We start from the raw sequence: 18,223 nt of genomic DNA, 5'->3' as shown, positions 1-18,223 counted from the left end.
CCCGTCCCGCGCGCGCCGTCCGCTCCCTCACCAGCGCTGGTGGACGTGTTCGCGGACGTGGGCGTCGTACACGTCGCTCGCGGCGTCGCGCTCGGCGTCGGAGAGCGGGGGCGCCTCGCTCGCGGCCGCGTTCGCTCGGACGTGCTCGGGCGTGGTCGAGCCCGGGATCACCGTCGAGACGGCGTCGTGGTCGAGGATCCATCGGAGCGCGAACTCGGGCAGCGGGCGGTCGTCCGGCAGGCGCTCGTCGAGGGCGTCGACCGCGTCGAGCCCGGCCTCGAACGGGACGCCCGCGAACGTCTCGCCCACGTCGAAGGCGTCGCCCTCGCGGTTGTAGTTGCGGTGGTCGTCCTCGGGGAACTCGTCGTCGCGCGAGAGCGCGCCGGTGAGGAGGCCGGAGGCGAGCGGGACGCGGCAGATCACGCCCACGTCGCGCGCGGCGGCCTCGTCGAGGAACAGTTCCGCGGGCCGCTGCCGGAAGGGGTTGAAGATGATCTGGACCGTCTCGACGCCGGGGTACTCGATCGCCTTCAGTCCCTCCTCGACGCGTTCGACGCTCACCCCGTAGCTCGCGATCCGGCCCTCGTCTTCGAGCGTTTCGAGCGCGTCGAACGCCTCCGGCCGGTAGTACACGTCCGTCGGCGGGCAGTGGAGCTGGACCAGATCGAGCGTCTCCATCCCCAGGTTCTCCCGCGAGCGGTCGACGAAGCGCCGGAGGTTCGCCTCGTTGTAGCCGTCCGCCTCGTGGGGGTCGAGTCGGCGCCCGGCCTTCGTCGCGACGGTCACGTCGCCGCTCTCGATCTCGTCCGCGAGGGTCTCCCCGACGATCCGCTCCGACCGGCCGTCGCCGTACACGTCGGCGGTGTCGAAGAAGTCGACTCCGGCGTCGCGGGCGGCCTCGACCGCCGCGACGGCCTCGTCCTCCGTGACCTCGCCCCAGTCGCCGCCGATCTGCCAGGCGCCGTAGCCGACCTCGCTGACCTCGCCGACCTCGCCGAGTTCGCGGTGGTTCATATCGGCCGGACGTTACCCGGGCGAACGCAAGGGCGTTCCGGAGGCGGCGTCGCGTGATGAGCGGACTCCCACCGGACGACGCTTATAAACAACCGCGGTGGCGCGTGCCTGCGAGCGGCCGCCCTCGGCGGCCGCGAGTCAGCACGCGCGAGGGAGTCGGTCGCCGAGCGAAGCGACGGCGACCGACGAGGCTGGGGAGGTGTGAGGCGCGGTTGCTGTGCTGGGCGGGGCGGGACTCAAAGGGGCAGTCGCGAGGGCGGCGCAGGCGACGTAAGCACGAACGAGGGAGCGATAGCGACCGAGTGAGGCGCGCAGCGAGCGTGCGCCGCCCTCGCGACTGGGGCTTTGGCGGTGTTGGCCGGCGATCAGCTAGCAACCACTTATAAAGGAGCGACTGAGACTTTGGAATCGTCTGCCGTCGATCCGCCGATAACTACTTATAAAACGTCGGCGAGCGCGTCCATCGTCTGCTCGACGCGCTCGACCCGCGCGCTGTGGCCCATGTGGCCGACCCGAAGCACGTCCTCGGCACCCTCTCCGAGCCCGGTCGCGAGAATAATATCGTGCTCCTCGCGCAGCCGCTTTTGAAGCCCCTCCGCCCGCCCCGGCACCTCGAAGGCGGTCACCGTCGGCGAACTGCGCTCCGCGTCCGGAAGCGTCTCCAGCCCCAGCTCGGCGCCGCGCTCGCGACACCGCGCCGCGGCCGCCGCGTGGCGCTCTCGGACGGCGTCGAGGCCCTCGTCGAGCAACAGGCCGAGCGCCGCGTCGAGCGCGACGACCTCGGTCGTCAGGTGGGTGTACGGGAACCCGTCGCTCACGTCGCGGAACGGGAGGAAGTTCGCGTACAGCGAGTGCGGGTCGCGCGCCTCCATCGCGGCCCACGCGCGGTCGCTCACCGCGGCGGTCGCGAGCCCCGGCGGCGCGCTGAAACACTTCTGAGAGGCGCCCAGACACACGTCGATCCGCTCGGTCGGCACCTCGACGCCGCCGAGCGAGGAGACGGCGTCGACGACCGTGAGGGGTTCCGGGTCGGCGGCCTCGACGCGGTCGAGCGCGCTCCTAACGTCGTTGAGCGTCCCCGTGGGCGTCTCGCAGTGGACCATCGTGACGAGGTCGAAGTCGGCGCCGTCGGCCGCCAGCGCGTCGTCGAGCGCGTCGAGCGGCAGCGGCTCGTCGTGATCCGCGGCGACGAGCGTCGCCTCGCCGCCGTACGACTCGACGAAGTCGGCGAACCCCTCGCCGTAGAGCCCGTTCGAGAGACACAGCACCTCGGTGCCGGGCTCGACCAGCGAGGCGACCGCGGCCTCCAACCCCAGAATTCCCTCCCCGCCGAGGGCGACCACGTCGCGCCCGCCGTCGGCGGCCGGAACGCCCGAGTCGACGCCGTACACCGTCGCCAGCCGATCCGTGAGGCGGTCGTATATCTCCCGGAACCGCGGGTCTACGTCGGGGTTTATCAGCTCGCGAGACATCGCGTCGCGCACCGGTTCGGGGACCGCGGTCGGTCCCGGCGTCATGAGCATACGCCCCGGTTCGGCCGGCGGTATATAAACGAACCGCGAAAGAGGCCGTCGATGCGCCGCAGGAGGTCGCTGCGCGGGGGTCGACCGCAGTCGCGGCGCCGACACACTCATATATTTCTGTCGCCTGCGATCCAATACGATGATGCTTCCGACCCACGTGCTGGCGGGGATGCTGCTCGCGGTCCCGCTGGTGCGCGCGGCGCCGGAACTGGCGCCCGTCGGGTTCGCCGCCGGCTTCCTCGGCGGACTCCTCCCCGACCTCGATATGTACACCGGCCACCGACGGACGCTCCACTACCCCGTCTACTACTCCGTCCTCGCCGCTCCCGCGCTCCTCGCGGCCGTGGCCGCGCCGTCGACACTCACCGTCGGCGTCGCGCTCTTCCTCCTCGGCGCGGCGCTCCACAGCGTCGCCGACATGTACGGGGGCGGCTTAGAGCTCCGCCCGTGGGAGGGGAACTCCGACCGTGCCGTATACGACCACCACCGAGAGCGGTGGATACCCCCGCGGCGCGGCGTGCGGTACGACGGCGCGGCCGAGGACCTCGCGCTCTCGGTCGGGCTGGCCGTTCCGCTCCTGCTCCTCGTCGACGGCCCCCTCCGACAGGTCGTGATCGGGACCCTGGCCGTCGCGGTCGTCTACACCGTGCTCCGCCGCCGGCTCGCCGAGATCGCGGCGGCCGTGATCCCGCTGCTCCCGGCGGCGTTCGACCCGCACCTCCCCGAGCGGTATCGGTGAGGTCGCGGCCGACGAGCTGCCCTCGACCGTCGGACCGACGCGCTTACTTTTCCCGCCTCGTTTGACCAGATAACAGCCCGCGCCGGCGGCCGTCGGTCCCGGCGCGCAGAACCCACTATGCAACAGTACCTCGACCTCGTCGACGAGGCGCTCTCGACCGGCACGTACAAGCCGAACCGAACCGGCGTCGACACCATCGCGACGTTCAGCGGGCAGTACACCATCGACCTCGCGGAGGGCTTCCCCCTCCTGACCACGAAGAAGATGGACGGCTACCGGTGGAACTCGCTCATTCACGAGGTGCTGTGGTACCTCTCCGGCGAGGAGCACATCCGGAACCTCCGCGAGGAGACGAAGATCTGGGACGCGTGGGCCGACGAGGAGGGGAAGCTCGACACCGCGTACGGTCGATTCTGGCGACGCTACCCGGTGCCGAATGACAACGCCGCGCTCCCCGGCGAGACGTGGCCCGACGACGCCCAGCGCTGGGTCACCGTCGAGGAGGACGAGGACGGGACGACGCGGCGCACCTTCGACCAGATTCAGTACGTCCTCGACACCCTCGAGGAGAACCCCCACTCCCGCCGGATGGTCGTGAACGCGTGGCACCCGGCGAACGCAGCCGTCTCCACGCTGCCGCCGTGCCACTACACCTTCGTGGTGAACGTCCAGGACGGCCGGCTCAACCTCCACCTCACGCAGCGGTCGGGCGACATCGCGCTCGGCGTCCCGTTCAACATCGCGGCGTACGCGCTGCTCGCGAACGCCTTAGCCCAGCGGACCGAGTTCGAGGTCGGGGAGTTCGGCCACACGGTCGTCGACGCGCACGTCTACTGCGGCCGCGGCGACCGCGGGAAGTGGTACGCGAACAACCTCAGGTACGTTCAGGAGCGGCTCGCGAACGTCGAGAGCAAGGACGACTACCTCGACGTGAAGAGCTGGGTCGAGCGCACCGCCCCCGACGAGCCGAACGGGCAGGAGGGGTACGACCACGTCCCCGGCCTCCTCGAACAGCTCTCGCGGACCCCGCGCGACCGCCCGCGGATCGAGATCGCGGACAAGCCGCTCGACGAGCTGACGTACGACGACGTCGCGGTCGTCGACTACGACTCCGCGGACGGCATCTCGTTCGCGGTCGCGGAGTGATGGCGGACGCCGACGCCTCCGAGGCGGAGCGCGACGCCGACGCGCCCGAATCGCGGGGCGACGCTGACCCGGACCTCGTCCTCGTCGCCGCCGTCGCGGAGAACCGCGTGATCGGCGACGACGGCGGGATGCCGTGGCACTACCCCGCGGACCTGGCGCACTTCAAGCGACTGACGACCGGCCACCCGGTGATCGTCGGCCGGAAGACGTACGAGCGCATCGCCGACCGGATCGGCGGCCCGCTCCCCGACCGGACGAGCGTCGTGTTGACGACTCGCCCCATCGACGACGCTGACCTCCCCGAGGGCGCGGTGGTCGCGCACGACGTCGAGTCGGCGCTCTCCCGCGCGAGAACGGACGCCGCCGCCCGCGGCGTCGACGCCGTCTACGTCATCGGGGGCGCGACGGTGTACGAGGCGTACTTGGAGCGCGCGGACCGGATGGTTCTCACCGAGATCCCGGGGCGACCCGAGGGCGACACCCGGTTCCCGGAGTGGGACTCCGAGGCGTGGGGCGAACGCGACCGCGAGACCGACGGCGACCTCGCGTTCGTCACCTACGAGCGGCGCGAGTGACCGCGGCCGGAGCGGGACCGGACGCCGGGACGCGCCCCCCGCGCTCCGAGCCCGCGACTCACTCTATGAATCGCGACTCCACGTCGCCGGACGGCATCATACATCGGTCCTTCTTCCCGAACCACCGGTATCGGTTGTCGGCGACGAAGTCGTACACGCGGTCGCGGACCGACCGAGGCACGTGTCGGAACGGGGCGAGCAGCCGGTAGGCCCCGCCGAGTCCGGCCGCGATTCGGATGACCGCCGCCGACTTCACGTACGCCTCTCCGTCCTCGATCAGCACGATCGACTCGAGCTCGTCGGTCGGGAGGTCGTGGTCGGCCAGCAGCTCCCGGCCGACGTCGGACTGAAGCGAGGCGAACCGGTACTTGCCCTCCGGGTCGCGGGGGAAGATGAACTGTACGAACCCGCTACAGAGGTTACAGACGCCGTCGAAGAGAACGACCGCGGCGTCCTCCGGGATGTCCTCGTCCATCACCTGTCGGACGTACGCGGCCGTCGCAGTTCAGGATTCCGGTGGGGCCGACGCCCGTCCCGCGGACGCCCGAGACGGAGGCGGCCCCGTCGCACGGAAAACTTATACCGGTCCCTCGGTGTCTCCAACAAGTTGGATCAAAAGAGCATGGCTGGAAACCCCTCCGCCTCGACCGTCCGGTCGCGGCTCACCGCCGCCGTTCGACGGCTCGCGGCCGCGGTCGCCGCGCGAGTCTCGGTCGACCTGCGGGCGCTCGCCGCGTTCCGGATCGGGCTCGGAGCCCTGGTGATCGCCGACCTGCTCCTCCGCTCGCGCTCGTTGACCGCCTTCTACACCGATTACGGCGTGCTACCGCGCCGCGCGTTCTTCTCGGACTACTCGGGGAACTACTCGCTACACGCGCTCTCCGGCGAACCGTGGGCCGTCGGCCTGCTGTTCGCGCTGGCCGGCGCCTTCGCCCTCGCGCTGGTCGTCGGGTACCGAACGCGGCTCGTGACGCTCGTCTCGTGGGTGCTGCTGGTATCGCTACACGCCCGGAACCCGATGGTGTTGAACTCGGGCGACACCCTCCTTCGGCTGCTGCTCTTCTGGAGCGTCTTCCTCCCGCTCGGCGCCCGCTGGTCGCTCGACGCCGTCAGGCGAGCGGACCGGGGAGCCGGCGCGGAGTCGGCGGCGGACTCCGCGCCGGGCGATACCGACGGGGACCCCACGACACCGGGACCGGCGGGGGGCGCCGTGGCGAGCGTCGCCACGATGGCGGTCCTGCTGCAGATACTGGTGATGTACCTGACGAACTCCGTCCACAAGTACGCGAGCGACGTCTGGATGAGCGGGGAGGCGGTCGCGTACGTCATGCAGGCCGACCAGTTCACCTACCTCCTCGGCAACTACCTCGCCGAGTTCACCGGACTCCTGCGGGCGTTCACGCTCCTGTGGGTCGCGCTGCTGTTCGCGTCGCCGCTGCTGCTCCTGCTCACCGGAATTCCGCGCGCCGCCCTCGCCTCGCTGTTCGTCGGCATGCACCTCGGGATGGCGGTCACGATACGGGTCGGCCTCTTTCCGATCGTCGTCGTCGTCGGCTTCCTCCCGTTCCTCCAGACGCCCGTCTGGGACGCCCTGGAGCGCGGTGTCGACCGAGTGGGCTGGTCGACGGCGCTCGCTCGCTGGCGAGACCGCTTCGAATCCCTGGCGAGGACGGCCCTCTCGGCCGGCGCGTCGCTCCCCCGACCGGCGTCGTCGGAGCGTATCGGTGACCTCCGCGGTAGCGACCTCGCCGCGGGTCTCTCCCGCGGACGCGTCCTCTTCTCGACGGTCCTCCCCTACGTCTTCCTCGTGTTGATCCTCCTGTCGAGCGCGGCGTCGGTCGGCTACGCCGAGGTCCCGGAGCCGGCCAACGACGCCTTGGACGCCGCCGAGATGGACCAGTCGTGGCAGATGTTCGCGCCCGACCCGATCCGCACGACGCGGTGGTACGTCGCGGCGGGCACGCTCGAGGACGGCACCCAACGGGACGTGTTCCGCGACGCCCCGGTCACCTTCGACAGGCCGGCGCGCGCGGAGACCACCTATCCGACCTCGCGCTGGCGGAAGTACCTGAAGAACGTCTACGGCGCCGACAACGAGAACCACCGCTCGTACCTCGCGAACTACCTCTGCGGGGAGTGGAACCGCACCCACGAGACGGCCGTCGAGAACGTGACCGTCTACCAGTCGTACGAGCGAACGAACCCCTACAACGGGACGGTCGAGGCCGCGGACCGGTTCGAACTGATCGAGTACGACTGCTCGGGCCCGTTCGTTCAGCGGGAGTGAGCGGCGTCGACGGCGCCGACCGACGGCGTCCCCGGGTCCGCACCGGCGTCAGGAGCCGTCGCCCGCGGCGTCGGCGGGCTCGACCTCGATGAGCCGCGCGATCTCCTCGGGGAGGCTCTGGTCGTCCGTGGGCGTCTCGACGGTCACCATCCCGAACGGCGCCACGTCGACGACGGCGAGCTCGACCTCCGGGCGGACGCCGGCGTCGGAGAGGTAGCGAAGCTCGGCGTCGCCCTGGTGTCGGATCCGGCGGACGACCACGCGGTCCCCCTCGTCGGCGTCGACCAGCCGGACCGTGTCGCCCGCGGTCGGCAGCGAGAGGTCGGCGTCCGGGATCGGGTCGCCGTGCGGGTCGACCGGCGGGTTGCCGAGCGCCTCGGCGATGCGGTCGCTCAGCTTCTCGGAGACGTGGTGTTCGAGCCTGTCGGCCTCGTCGTGGACGTTGACCCAGCTGTAGTCGAGCTGCTCTGTCAGGAACGCCTCTAAGAGCCGGTGGTGCCGGAGGATCTCCAAGGCGACGACCTCGCCCTCCTCCGTGAGCGTCACGCCCTTGTACTCCTCGCGGTCGACCAGCCCGCGCTCCTCGAGCTTCTTCACCATCGAGGAGACGGTCGGCGACGTGACCTCGAGGTAGTCGGCGAGGGCGGAGGTCGACACCCGCTCGCCGGTGTCGCGCTCGATGGCGTAGATCGACTTGATGTAGTCCTCCATGACCGCGCTGATGACGTCCGACGACGCCCTCGGTCCGGGTCCGTCGCCGCCGGCGTCGGCCCCGGGTTCTCCGTTCGATCCGTTTTCGTCGCCCGCGTCGACGCCGTTCTCGTCGCCCGCCACGGTCAGTCACCCCCCGTTCCGGCGCTCGGGTCCGCGTCGTCGGTCTCGATGCTCCCCATCTCGGGGACCTCCCGCCCGCCGCGGGCCGACTGGAGCTTCCCGACGCCGACCGCGCAGACGTAGATGCCCACGGCGACGAGCACGATCACTCCGCCGGCGGTGACGCCGCCGTAGTAGGCGACGGCGATGCCGAGGAGGACCGCGAGCTCCGCGAGGACGACCGAGACGACGAGCGACTCGGTGAAGCTGCGCGACACCTGCGTCGCGCCCGCGACGGGCACGACGAGCATCGCCGCCACGAGGATGACGCCCATGATCTGCATCGCGCCGACGACGACCATCGCCGTCAGCATCACCATCACGCGGTTGTACCAGTTGACGGAGATCCCGGAGACGGCGGCCGCGGTCTCGTCGAAGGTCACGTACAGGAGCTGGTTGCGGGTCACCGCGACCGTGCCGACGATGACGACGAAGAGGACGAGCAGGATTCCCGCGCTCTGGGGCGACACCGTCGAGAGGCTCCCGAAGAGGAACTGGTTCACGCCGACCGCGAGCCCGCCGGCGTTGAGGCTGATCAGCGTCGTCCCCAGCGCGAACCCCGTCGAGAGGACGATCGCCATCGAGACGTCGTTGTACGCGTCGGTCGTCTCGGAGATGAGCTCGATGAACAGCGCGGCGATCATCGCCACGACGACGGCGGTGAGGTACGGCGACACCCCGAGGTCGATGACGGCGTTGAGGAACAGCCCCACCGCGACGCCGGCGAACGCCGTGTGCGCCAGCGCGTCCCCGATCAGCGCGAGCTGTCGGTGGACGAGGAACGTTCCGATGAGCGGCGCCATCACGCCCACGCAGAGCCCGACGAGGATCGCCCGATGCATGTACCGGTAGCGGGGGTTCAGCATCTCCAGGCCGGTGAGGTAGTACGCCCAGTCCATCAGCCAGTACCACTGGGCCAACACCCAGCGCAGCGCGGCGAAAATCGCCTCGCCGACGGCGGCGAAGCCCCCCTGAAGCGTGAGCGCCGCCGGCTGGGTGCCCGCGGCGAGCGGCAGCGACCCATCGACCGCGCCGAGGAGCCACGCGACGAGCGCGGCGGTCAGCGGGTCGCTCATTCGGCACCCCCCGTGAGGAAGCGCGCCTCGGTGCCGAACGCCCGCGCCAAGGCGTCGCTCTCGACGAACTCGTCGGTCGGGCCGTCGAAGTACACCTCGCGGTTGAGGCAGACGACGCGGTCGGCGTGCTCGACGACCGCGCCGAGGTCGTGCTCGATGAGGACCACGGTGATCCCCGCGTCGTTGAGCGCGTCGAGCAGGTCGTAGAACGCGTCGACGGACTCGGCGTCGACGCCGACGGTCGGCTCGTCAAGCACGAGCAGGTCGGCCTCGCCCGCCAGCGCCCGGGCGATGAACACCCGCTGGCGCTGGCCGCCGGAGAGCCGCCCGATGCGCCGGTCGGCGAAGGCGCTCATCCCGACGGTCGCGAGCGCGTCGTCGACGGTCTCCCAGTCGTCGGCCGTGAGCCGCCCCGAGACGACGTTGGCGGTCCGCCGCGCCGTGCGGACGGGGTCGTCGGCCAACTCGTCGGCGAACGCGCCGTCGGACAGCCGGTCGAGGCCGAGGTACGGGAACCGGCCCATCTTCACCACCTCGCGGACGGTGATCGGCATGTCCTCGGCGGCGGCGGCCTGCTGGGCGACGTAGCCGACGCGCTCGCCGTCGTCGAACCGCGCCGCGTCCTCGCCGAACAGCCGGGCCGTCCCGGCGTCGGGGCCGAGCAGCCCGAGCATGAGCCGCATCAGCGTCGACTTGCCGGAGCCGTTCGGTCCCACGACGGCGACGTACTCGCCGGGCTCGACGCGCAGCGACACGTCCTCGACCACCGGGGTCGCCGTGTAGCCGAACGTGACGCCGGCGAGGTCGATCACCGACTCGTCCGCCTCGGCGGCGGCCTCGGTCGCACGCTCCGCGCTCTCGCCGACGGTCGCGGAGGCCGCGTCGTTCGCGCTCATATCGGCTCGAAGTTCCGCCACTGTTCGACCCACCCGTCCGTCGGCGCCGCGGCCTCGGGCGTCTCGTTGCCCAAGACGATCTCGAAGGTCGGCATGTTGATGTTGTACGCGATCTCCTCGTACCCCCAGTCCTCCGCGAGCCACTCCTCGCGGATCCCGGCGTACGGCGTGACGGGGAAGTACGCCTCGACGGCGGTCTCGCGGACGAGCTGCTGGGCCGGGAGCTGCGACTCGAAGACGCCGTTCGCGATGTACCGGATGTCGTTCTCGCGGATCACCCGCGCCGCCTCGCGGATGTCCGCGGGCTTGACGTCGCCGCTCGCCGCGAGGCTGGTCACCAGCGGCCGCATCCGGACGCCGTACCGCACCCCGATGTACTGGAAGGCGTTGTGCGCGGCCAGCTGGACCACGTCGCGGTCCGACCGGTCGAATACCGCCTCGTAGTCGGCGTCGATGCGGTCGAGCACGTCCCCTTTGTACCGCTCGGCGTTCTCGCGGATCGTCTCGGCGTGGTCCGGGACGAGGTCCGCGAACCCCTCGGCGATGTTGTCGACCGACCGCTTCGCGCGCAGCGGGTCCAACCAGAAGTGCGGGTCCTTCCCGCGCTGGGAGCCGACCCCCTCCTCGTCGCGGTCGAGCGACGCCGCGAGGTCGACGAGCCCGATCCCCTCGCGGGCGTTTATCAGCGCGGTGTCCGTCCCGTCGGCCTCGACGGTCCGGATGGCGCGGTCGGCCCACGGCTGGAAGTCCTCGCCGACGTGGACGAACGCGTCCGCCTCGACGATCCGCCGGGTGATGCTCGCGTTCGGCTGCCAGCCGTGGCCGTGGAGCCCCGTCGGAACGAGGTTCTCGACGGTCAGCGGGGTCCCCTCGGCGACCTTTCGCCCGAAGTCGTAGAAGCTGAAGAAGGAGGCGACGGCGACCGGCCCGCCGTCGTCCCCCTCGGCGCGCCCGGTTCCGACCGGCGCGCTCGGGAGCGCCGTACACCCGGCCACTCCGGCCAGGGCCGTCGCGCCGCCGAGGCGGACCGCGTCGCGTCGCGTCACCGCTCGGTCGCCGTTGCGTTCAGTAGGCATAATAGAAGTCACATCCAATTTTTTGACTCATCTAATTCTATGATTTCCCGTCCCATATATGGCTTCCGCCCGGCGCCGTCACTGGTCGGTGCTCGGTCCGTCGGAGTGGCGGCCGCCCGGCGCCGCCGCTGGTCGCGACTGAGTCCGTCGGAGTGGCGGCCGTCCGACGCCGCTCAGTCCGCGAGGAACGTCGTGCCGCGCCCGATCCGGGTCTGGTACGCCCGCGCCTCGATCCCGGCGTCGGCGAAGGCGTCGAGCATCCCGGCGGCGACGTCGCGGCGGTCGCGCTCGCGGCAGGCGGCGATCACCGCGGGGCCGGCGCCGCTGACGGTGACTCCGGTCGCGCCGGCGTCGAAGGCGCGCTCGCGGACGTCGTCGTAGCCGGTGATGAGGCGGGCGCGCTCGGGCGTGACCACGGGATCGCTCATGCCGAGGCCGACGAGGTCGGGGTCCGAGCGACACATGCCGATCGCGAGCGTCGCCGCGTTGCCGACGGTCTCCACGAGCTCCTCCATCGAGGCGGTCTCGGGGACGACCCGGCGCGCGTCGCGGGTCGAGACCGCCACGTCCGGGAGGCAGACGACGAGGGGGATCGCGGCGTCGACCGACTGGGTCCCCTCCGCGGTCGTCACGGTGAACCCGCCGAGGATCGAGGGGGCGACGTTGTCCGCGTGTGCGACGCCGGAGACGACCGCCTCCCCCTCCGCGGCGATCGGGACCAGCTCCTCCCGGGAGCGGCCGCGGTCGTAGAGGCGGTTGAGCGCGACCGCCGCGCCCGCCGCGCTCGCGGCGGAGGAACCGAGTCCCGACGCCGGACGCACGCCCTTGTCGATGTGGATGCGCGCGGGCGCGTCGAGCGCCTCGACGACGGCGCCGACGGTGTTCTTCTCGGGGTCCTCCGGGATGTACTGCGCGCCGACGCCCGTGACCTCGATCGTCGTCTCGGCCGCCTTCTCGACGGTGACGACGTCCGCCGGCCGCGAGAGCGCGGCCCCGAACACGTCGAAGCCGCTCCCGAGGTTCGCGCTCGTCGCGGGGGCCCGTACCGTTACCATGGCGGGGAGTGTCTCCCGGGGGGCAAAAAGGAGCGGGATCGAACAGAACGACGGCGGGGCCGTTCGCGGTCTGCGAAAGAGAAGGGAGAGCGGACGTGTCGAGGGCGGTTCGGTCGAGCCCTCCGTTCGGCGTCGTTCGGCCGCGTCAGCGCGCCATCGTCCACAGCAGCGTGCCGACCAAGACGAGCGGGATGCCGAGGAGGATGAACGTCGGCGGCATCGTCGTGTACGGCGCCATCAGGAAGATGACTCCGAAGACGGCCAGAATCGACGCGATGATCTTCTGGGACTTCAGCGGCGCAGCCCCCAGAAGCGACACGAGGAGCCCGAACAGGATGATGTGCCCGAGGTGGTAGTCGAGCAGGAACGTGTCGATGACCAGCGGCGAGATCATTCTTGGCTGGAGGTGCGAGCGATTCGCGCATTAAAGTTCCGTTTCTCGTGGCCGGCGCCCGCCGATCGCGTGCCGATCTTATAAGAGCCGTCGGCGCGACCGGCGACCGTGCGACTCGTTCAGGTCATGATTCCGGCGGGCAAGCGGGCGGCGGTCGTCCGCGCGCTCGACGACGAGGGCGTCGACTACGTCGTCACCGACGAGACGAGCGGCCGGGAGTACACCGCGGTCGCGACGTTCCCGCTGCCGACCGCCGCCGTCGAGCCGGTCCTCGACCGGCTGCGGGAGGCGGGGATCGACGAGAGCACCTACACCGTCATCGTCGCGGCCGAGACCGTCATCTCGCGGCGGTTCGAGGCGCTCGAAGAGGAGTACGAGGAGGAGGCCGAGCGCGGCGGCGACCGCATCTCGCGCGAGGAGCTCCAGGCGAAGGCCGACGGCCTCGCCTCCGGGCTCGGGACGTACGTGCTGATGACGGTCATCTCGGCGGTGATCGCCACCGCGGGGCTCCTGCTCGACTCGCCGGCGACCGTGGTCGGGTCGATGGTGATCGCGCCGCTCATCGGGCCCGCGATGTCGGCCGCGATCGGCACCGTCGTCGACGACGAGGCGCTGTTCCGGCGCGGCGTGCGGATGCAGGTCCTGGGCGTCGCGGTCGCGGTCCTCGCGGCGACGCTGTTCGCGTTCGCGCTGCGCTCTCTCGCCTTGGTCCCGCCCGGGCTCGACCCGCTCGAACTCGCGGAGGTGTCCGAGCGGCTCGCGCCGAACGTCCTCGTCTTGGTCGTCGCGGTCGGCGCCGGGATCGCGGGCATCGTCTCGCTGATGACGGGGGTCTCGGCGACGCTGGTCGGCGTGATGATCGCGGTGGCGCTCATCCCGCCCGCGGCCGCGGTCGGCATCGGGATCGCCTTCCGGATCCCCCAGCTCGTGATCGGCGCGGGCGTCATCGTCGCGGTGAACGTCCTCTCGATCAACCTCTCGGCGCTGGTCGTGCTGTGGTACGAGGGCTACCGGCCCCAGCGGTGGTTCCGCGAGGACGAGGCGCGCGCCGCGTTCCTCAAGCGCGTCGCCGTGCTGGCGGTCGCCATCGCGCTGCTCTCGGTGTTCCTCGGCGGCGTCACCTACGAGTCGTACGTCGCCTCGACCACCGAGACGGAGATCCGCGCCGCCGCGACCGACGAACTGACCGCGATCGACTCGGAGTTCGAACTGCTCGAACTGACCGTCGAACGGACCGGGACCGTCCCGCCGCTCGAAACGGACCGGGTGGTGATCACCGTGGGCGTACCGCCCGGCAGCACCGTCGAGGGGACAGCGCCCGCGCTCGACGACCGGATCGAGACGGTCGTCGACCGCGAAGTCGCCGTCGAGGTCCGCACGGTGACCGTCGAGCGGGCCTGAGCGGACGGCCGAGCGGGGCGGGATTCCGCCGCAGTGGGCCGAAGAGGAACTACTTTTTACGGGGGTGCCGTGAGACTCGCCAGTGACGGACTCAGAGCAACCCGACGACGATTCGATGCGTGAGGTCGTCGAGCGGTCCCGGAGCGGCGCGCCCGCGGTCGGCGAGGCCGTCCGGGACCGGTTCTCCTCGGACGAGGTGTTCCAGCGGATCATCGCGGCCGCGGACGAGGAGGTGACCTCGGGGAGCCGAGAGCTGTTCTTCAGCGGGCTCGCCGCCGGGCTCGCGATCACGATCACGTTCATGCTGTACGCGTCGCTGACCGCGGCGACCGACTCTCACCCCATCCTGAGCGTGCTGCTGTACCCGCTCGGGTTCATCTACATCATCATCGGCGGCTACCAGCTGTACACCGAGAACACGCTGCCGCCGGTGGCGCTGACGCTCGAGCGGCTCGCGAGCCTCCCCACGCTCCTCCGCCACTGGTCGATCGTCTTGGCGGGCAACTTCGTCGGCGGCGGGATCGGCGCGCTCGTGCTGTCGTACGGCGGCGTGTTCACGGGCGACACCGTCGACGCGGCGCTGTACATCTCCGAGGGGGGGTTCAGCGTCGGCACCGTGCCGCTGTTCTTCAAGGCCGCGATGGCGGGGCTCGTCGTCGCCGGCGTCGTGTGGGTCGGCTTCGCCTCCACCGACTCCGTGAGCCGGATGCTCGTCGTCTACCTCGCGTTCCTCGCGATCCCGCTCGGCGACCTGTTCCACGTGGTCGTCTCCTTCACCGAGGTCCTCTACCTGTTCTTCGAGTACAGCATTCCGCTGTACGGCGCCGAGATAAGCCTCTACTCCGGGGTCGTCGGCTTCGTCCTCCCGGTGCTGCTTGGGAACACCGTCGGCGGGGTCGTCTTAGTCACGCTCGTCAACTACTTCCAGACCAGCGAGGAGCGCCTCGAAGAGGCGCGCTTCGAGGGCGTCAGCCGCCGCCTGACGGTCCCCGAGTGGGTGTTCGGTCGCGCGGCCGGTCGCTCGTACGTCCCCATCTTGGACGCCACCGAGGCGACGCTGTTCGCGGGCGAGGGGTACCGGATCATGGTGCCGATCACGAACCCCCGGACGGACGGCCCCATCGTCGAGCTGGCTGCGCGGCTCGCGAGCAGCCACGAGGACGGCGTCGTCCACATCGTCCACGTCGTTCAGGCGCCCGAGCGCATGTCGCTGTCCTCCGGTGACGCCGGACGGCGGATCGCGGACGTCTCCGCGGAGGGGATGGCGAACCTCCGGTCGACCGCGACGGACTACGACGTCGACGTGTCGACCTCCACGGTCGTCTCCCACCGCTCGTTCGAGGAGATGTTCAACATGGCGCGCCGGACCCGCCCGGACGCCGTGCTGATGGGGTGGGGCGACGACCAGCTGTGGAGCGCCGCCCGCGCCGAGCGGCCGATCGACGAGCTGACCAACCAGCTCCCCTGCGACTTCCTCATCCTCAACGAGCACGAGCTGGACACGTCGCGGATCCTCATCCCGACCTCCGGCGGTCCGGACTCGGACCTGAGCGCGGAGGTGGCGAAGGTGCTCGCCGACACCGTCGGCGCCGAGGTGACGCTGCTCCACGTGGTCGACGGGCCCGAGAACAGGGGAGAGGGCGAGCTGTTCCTCGCCAACTGGGCCGAGGAACACGGCCTCGAGGACGCCGAGCTCGTGGTCGACGACGGCGGCGACGTGGAGGCCGGCATCTGCGACGCGGCCGCCGACAAGACCCTCGTCATCATCGGCGCCACGGAGAAGGGACTGCTCTCGCGGCTCGTCTCGAACTCGCTCCACCTCGACGTCATCCACGACGTCGACGCTTCGGTGCTGCTCACCGAGCGCCCGAGCAGCCGGTCGCTGCGCGAGCGGCTGTTCGGCTCCGGCCGCCGCGCGACCGAGATGGCGGGCGGCGTCGAGCGCGACCCGGAGCAGTCGGAGGGCACCGACGTGCGGGCCGCCGGGACCCACGGCTCCGACCGCGGCGACGGCGCCGGCGGGAACGGGGGATCCGGCGCCGCGGACGCGGGCGGTGCCGAGGGTTCGGAGGACGCCGCGGACGCGACCGTCGACGCCGTTCTCGACGACGCGGACGAGAATGACGACGACGAAGGGGCGGACGACGACGCGGACGAGGGCCCCGTCGACGAGCAGCCGCACCTCGACGACACGTTCGTCGCCGACCACGACGCGGCGGACGAGGAGGCCGCCGAGGAGGCGGACGCCGAGGGGACGGCCGCCGAACGCGACGACGAGGCCGGCGACGGCCGATAGGCAAAACGGCTCTTTGTGTTATCTGCGGCTTATACGTCGTCGGGAAGCGAACGGTCGCGTATGAACAGGCGACTGACGGCACTCATCGGTATCGCGGCGCTCGTCGCGCTGGCCGGCTGTACGGGGTTCGCGGGCACCGCCACCCCGACCGGCGGCGACGACGCGCAACTGGAGCGGAGCATCGAAGTGACGGCCACGGGCGAGGCGACGTCGGCGCCCGACCGCGCCACCCTCCGCGTCGGGGTCACCGCGACCGGCGACGACGCCGCGGGCGTGCGCGACGAGCTGGCCGCCGGCGAGGAGGAGCTCCGGACGGCGCTGACCGACTGGGGGCTCGACGACGACGCGATCCGGACGGAGCGGTACGACGTCCGCGAGAGCTACGAGACCCGCGACGACCCGAACCGGACGCGGTACGAGGGCGTCCACCAGTACGCGATCGAGCTCGACGACGTCGACGCAGTCGGCGAGGTGATCGACGTCGCGATCGACGCCGGCGCGGACGAGGTCCAGCGGATCGAGTTCGGACTGAGCGAAGAGACCGAGCGGGCGGTCCGCGAGGAGGCGATCGCGCAGGCCATGTCGAACGCCGACGACGACGCGGCCGCGCTCGCGAACGCGAGCGACCTGGAGGTCGACGGCGTCTACGAGGTGTCGACGACGCAGTCGGGATCGCGGCCGTTCGTCGCCGAGCAGTTCAACGCGGCCGCCGACGGCGGGGACGGGAGCGCCTCGACGGCCGTCGAGACCGGCGACGTGAGCGTGCGCGTCTCGGTGAACGTCGTGTACGAGGCGACCCCGGCCTGACGGCCGAACTGGGACGTATCGATCTCAGGGCGCCGTTGTACTCCTATTTTCAGACGGGTTCTCACCTGAAACAGCCGATTGATGGAACCGCTTCTTGATCGAGTGCGGGAGTACGTGTAGTACGCCGTGAGTGAAGCCATTTATAAGTAAGATAGCGGTGTTGCGTCGCGTTAAGTTACGAAGAAACGCAAGACTGCGGGAGTATTCGTCGAGTTCCGAAAAGCTGAGTTATAAACTCAAAATAGGTAGTAATCCCGTGAAGAACCGGATCTGCCTTCTCAGTTCTCCTTCCCGTTGATCCACAGAACACGATCGGCTACAACATTCGAAAACACTTCTGTAAAATCGCATGATGGAAGCGATATTGATACTAACTTAACGCGACCCGGTGTTGCTGTCGGCTATTTATAAGTCATCAACGCTGCTGCGGAGAGCGCTTCCAAAGCCCCAGTCGCTTGCTTATAAATGGTCGACTGTGGATCGACCACGAACGGCTCCAAAGCCCCAGCCGGGAGGACTCGATGCGCTCGCTGTGGTCCTCGGTCGGTCGCTATCGCTCCCTCCCTGCGGTCCTTGCGTCGCGCGTCTTCGTCCTCCCGGCTGCCCCTTTGAGTCCCGCCCCGCACAGCGACCGCACCTCACACCTCCCCAACCTCGTCGCTGGCGGCTGCCGCCGCCAGCGACTCCCTCGCACCGGCGGTTCGCGGCCCTGCGGGCCGCTCACCGGGGCGCGCCACCGCAAAATTCTTCATAAACTATCGTAGCTGTCGGGTCGCGTTAAGTTTGGCGTGAATTGTGGTAGACGGCGAAGGCTTCGAGCCAGTTTTGAGCTGTCTCTAGCGCGACATTGCTAAAACTATTCGCAAACGATGATGTTCGTCGTTCTATTTCCCAAAAGACACGTTCGATGGCATTCCGATTTCCATGTTGAATGACTTTGCTTTGTTGAATCCGATGACGGCGTGGGGATCACTGTTTGAGAGCCTGTTCGAGGTTGTAGACTGCGGCGGTCACCACGAGTTCGCGGAACTCGCGGTACCACGCGCGAGGGTGGACAGCGGGGCC

At 70.1% G+C, this 18,223-nt stretch carries 16 protein-coding genes and 2 pseudogenes; 7 read left to right on the top strand and 11 right to left on the bottom strand.

Going from position 1 to position 18,223, the window contains the following annotated elements; all coding sequences use genetic code 11:
* Positions 1-27: 27 nt before the first annotated feature.
* Together DVK07_RS04465 and DVK07_RS04460 are read right to left on the bottom strand one after the other, a co-directional pair.
* The gene (locus DVK07_RS04465) at positions 28-1,014 is read right to left on the bottom strand and encodes an aldo/keto reductase (protein WP_121595942.1); all 987 of its coding nucleotides are present in this window, start codon (positions 1,012-1,014) and stop codon (positions 28-30) included.
* Positions 1,015-1,451: 437 nt separating this feature from the next.
* The gene (locus DVK07_RS04460; protein ID WP_121595941.1) at positions 1,452-2,537 is read right to left on the bottom strand and encodes an alanine--glyoxylate aminotransferase family protein; all 1,086 of its coding nucleotides are present in this window, start codon (positions 2,535-2,537) and stop codon (positions 1,452-1,454) included.
* A gap of 142 nt (positions 2,538-2,679) precedes the next feature.
* Here DVK07_RS04460 and DVK07_RS04455 point away from each other — a divergent pair, with 142 nt between their 5' ends.
* The 3 genes from DVK07_RS04455 (at position 2,680) to DVK07_RS04445 (ending at position 4,997) form a co-directional block, all read left to right on the top strand.
* Entirely contained in the window at positions 2,680-3,276 is a 597-nt protein-coding gene (locus DVK07_RS04455; protein WP_199719426.1) for a metal-dependent hydrolase, read from the top strand.
* A gap of 117 nt (positions 3,277-3,393) precedes the next feature.
* Positions 3,394-4,422 (top strand): thymidylate synthase, encoded by a 1,029-nt coding sequence (thyA, locus tag DVK07_RS04450; RefSeq protein WP_121595939.1) that lies wholly within the window; start codon positions 3,394-3,396, stop codon positions 4,420-4,422.
* Complete coding sequence (locus DVK07_RS04445; RefSeq protein ID WP_121595938.1) at positions 4,422-4,997, top strand: dihydrofolate reductase; 576 nt, start codon at positions 4,422-4,424, stop codon at positions 4,995-4,997. Before thyA ends, DVK07_RS04445 begins: the two co-directional genes overlap by 1 nt.
* Positions 4,998-5,055: 58 nt before the next feature.
* On the opposite strand, the gene DVK07_RS04440 is transcribed toward DVK07_RS04445, so the two are convergent.
* Positions 5,056-5,472 (bottom strand): thiol-disulfide oxidoreductase DCC family protein, encoded by a 417-nt coding sequence (locus DVK07_RS04440; RefSeq protein ID WP_121595937.1) that lies wholly within the window; start codon positions 5,470-5,472, stop codon positions 5,056-5,058.
* 147 nt (positions 5,473-5,619) lie between these two features.
* Here DVK07_RS04440 and DVK07_RS04435 point away from each other — a divergent pair, with 147 nt between their 5' ends.
* Complete coding sequence (locus DVK07_RS04435) at positions 5,620-7,284, top strand: HTTM domain-containing protein (protein WP_121595936.1); 1,665 nt, start codon at positions 5,620-5,622, stop codon at positions 7,282-7,284.
* Between the two features lie 48 nt (positions 7,285-7,332).
* Here DVK07_RS04435 and DVK07_RS04430 read toward each other — a convergent pair whose 3' ends face one another.
* The 6 genes from DVK07_RS04430 to DVK07_RS04405 form a co-directional block, all read right to left on the bottom strand.
* The gene (locus tag DVK07_RS04430; RefSeq protein ID WP_121596169.1) at positions 7,333-7,995 is read right to left on the bottom strand and encodes a metal-dependent transcriptional regulator; all 663 of its coding nucleotides are present in this window, start codon (positions 7,993-7,995) and stop codon (positions 7,333-7,335) included.
* Positions 7,996-8,120: 125 nt separating this feature from the next.
* Positions 8,121-9,233, bottom strand: a complete 1,113-nt coding sequence (locus tag DVK07_RS04425) for a metal ABC transporter permease (protein ID WP_121595935.1) — start codon at positions 9,231-9,233, stop codon at positions 8,121-8,123.
* Positions 9,230-10,129 (bottom strand): metal ABC transporter ATP-binding protein, encoded by a 900-nt coding sequence (locus DVK07_RS04420; protein WP_121595934.1) that lies wholly within the window; start codon positions 10,127-10,129, stop codon positions 9,230-9,232. Before DVK07_RS04420 ends, DVK07_RS04425 begins: the two co-directional genes overlap by 4 nt.
* Positions 10,126-11,175: a metal ABC transporter substrate-binding protein gene (locus DVK07_RS04415; RefSeq protein ID WP_121595933.1), complete on the bottom strand. Its 1,050-nt coding sequence runs from the start codon at positions 11,173-11,175 to the stop codon at positions 10,126-10,128. The genes DVK07_RS04420 and DVK07_RS04415 overlap by 4 nt, the downstream gene beginning before the upstream one ends.
* Positions 11,176-11,378: 203 nt before the next feature.
* Positions 11,379-12,260 carry a homoserine kinase gene (locus DVK07_RS04410; protein ID WP_121595932.1) on the bottom strand — a complete coding sequence of 294 codons (882 nt, stop codon included), beginning with the start codon at positions 12,258-12,260 and terminating at the stop codon, positions 11,379-11,381.
* Positions 12,261-12,405: 145 nt separating this feature from the next.
* A complete protein-coding gene (locus DVK07_RS04405) occupies positions 12,406-12,654 on the bottom strand; it encodes a hypothetical protein (protein ID WP_121595931.1) in 249 nt (82 codons plus the stop codon).
* Positions 12,655-12,780: 126 nt separating this feature from the next.
* On the opposite strand from DVK07_RS04405, the gene DVK07_RS04400 reads away from it, so the two are divergent.
* The 3 genes from DVK07_RS04400 (at position 12,781) to DVK07_RS04390 (ending at position 17,158) form a co-directional block, all read left to right on the top strand.
* Positions 12,781-14,055: a TIGR00341 family protein gene (locus DVK07_RS04400; RefSeq protein ID WP_121596168.1), complete on the top strand. Its 1,275-nt coding sequence runs from the start codon at positions 12,781-12,783 to the stop codon at positions 14,053-14,055.
* An 82-nt stretch (positions 14,056-14,137) separates the two neighbouring features.
* Positions 14,138-16,351: a formate/nitrite transporter family protein gene (locus DVK07_RS04395; RefSeq protein ID WP_121595930.1), complete on the top strand. Its 2,214-nt coding sequence runs from the start codon at positions 14,138-14,140 to the stop codon at positions 16,349-16,351.
* 60 nt (positions 16,352-16,411) lie between these two features.
* Positions 16,412-17,158: an SIMPL domain-containing protein gene (locus DVK07_RS04390; protein WP_121595929.1), complete on the top strand. Its 747-nt coding sequence runs from the start codon at positions 16,412-16,414 to the stop codon at positions 17,156-17,158.
* A 777-nt stretch (positions 17,159-17,935) separates the two neighbouring features.
* Here DVK07_RS04390 and DVK07_RS04380 read toward each other — a convergent pair.
* A pseudogene (locus DVK07_RS04380) lies at positions 17,936-18,088 on the bottom strand (IS6 family transposase); the annotation flags it as partial.
* A gap of 39 nt (positions 18,089-18,127) precedes the next feature.
* A pseudogene (locus tag DVK07_RS23560) lies at positions 18,128-18,223 on the bottom strand (IS5/IS1182 family transposase); the annotation flags it as partial.

It is taken from the genome of Halorubrum sp. Atlit-26R (genome assembly GCF_003666015.1).
Classification (GTDB): Archaea; Halobacteriota; Halobacteria; order Halobacteriales; family Haloferacaceae; genus Halorubrum.
Note: the sequence above shows the minus strand (reverse complement) of the source record. Positions and strands in the feature narration are given on the sequence as shown.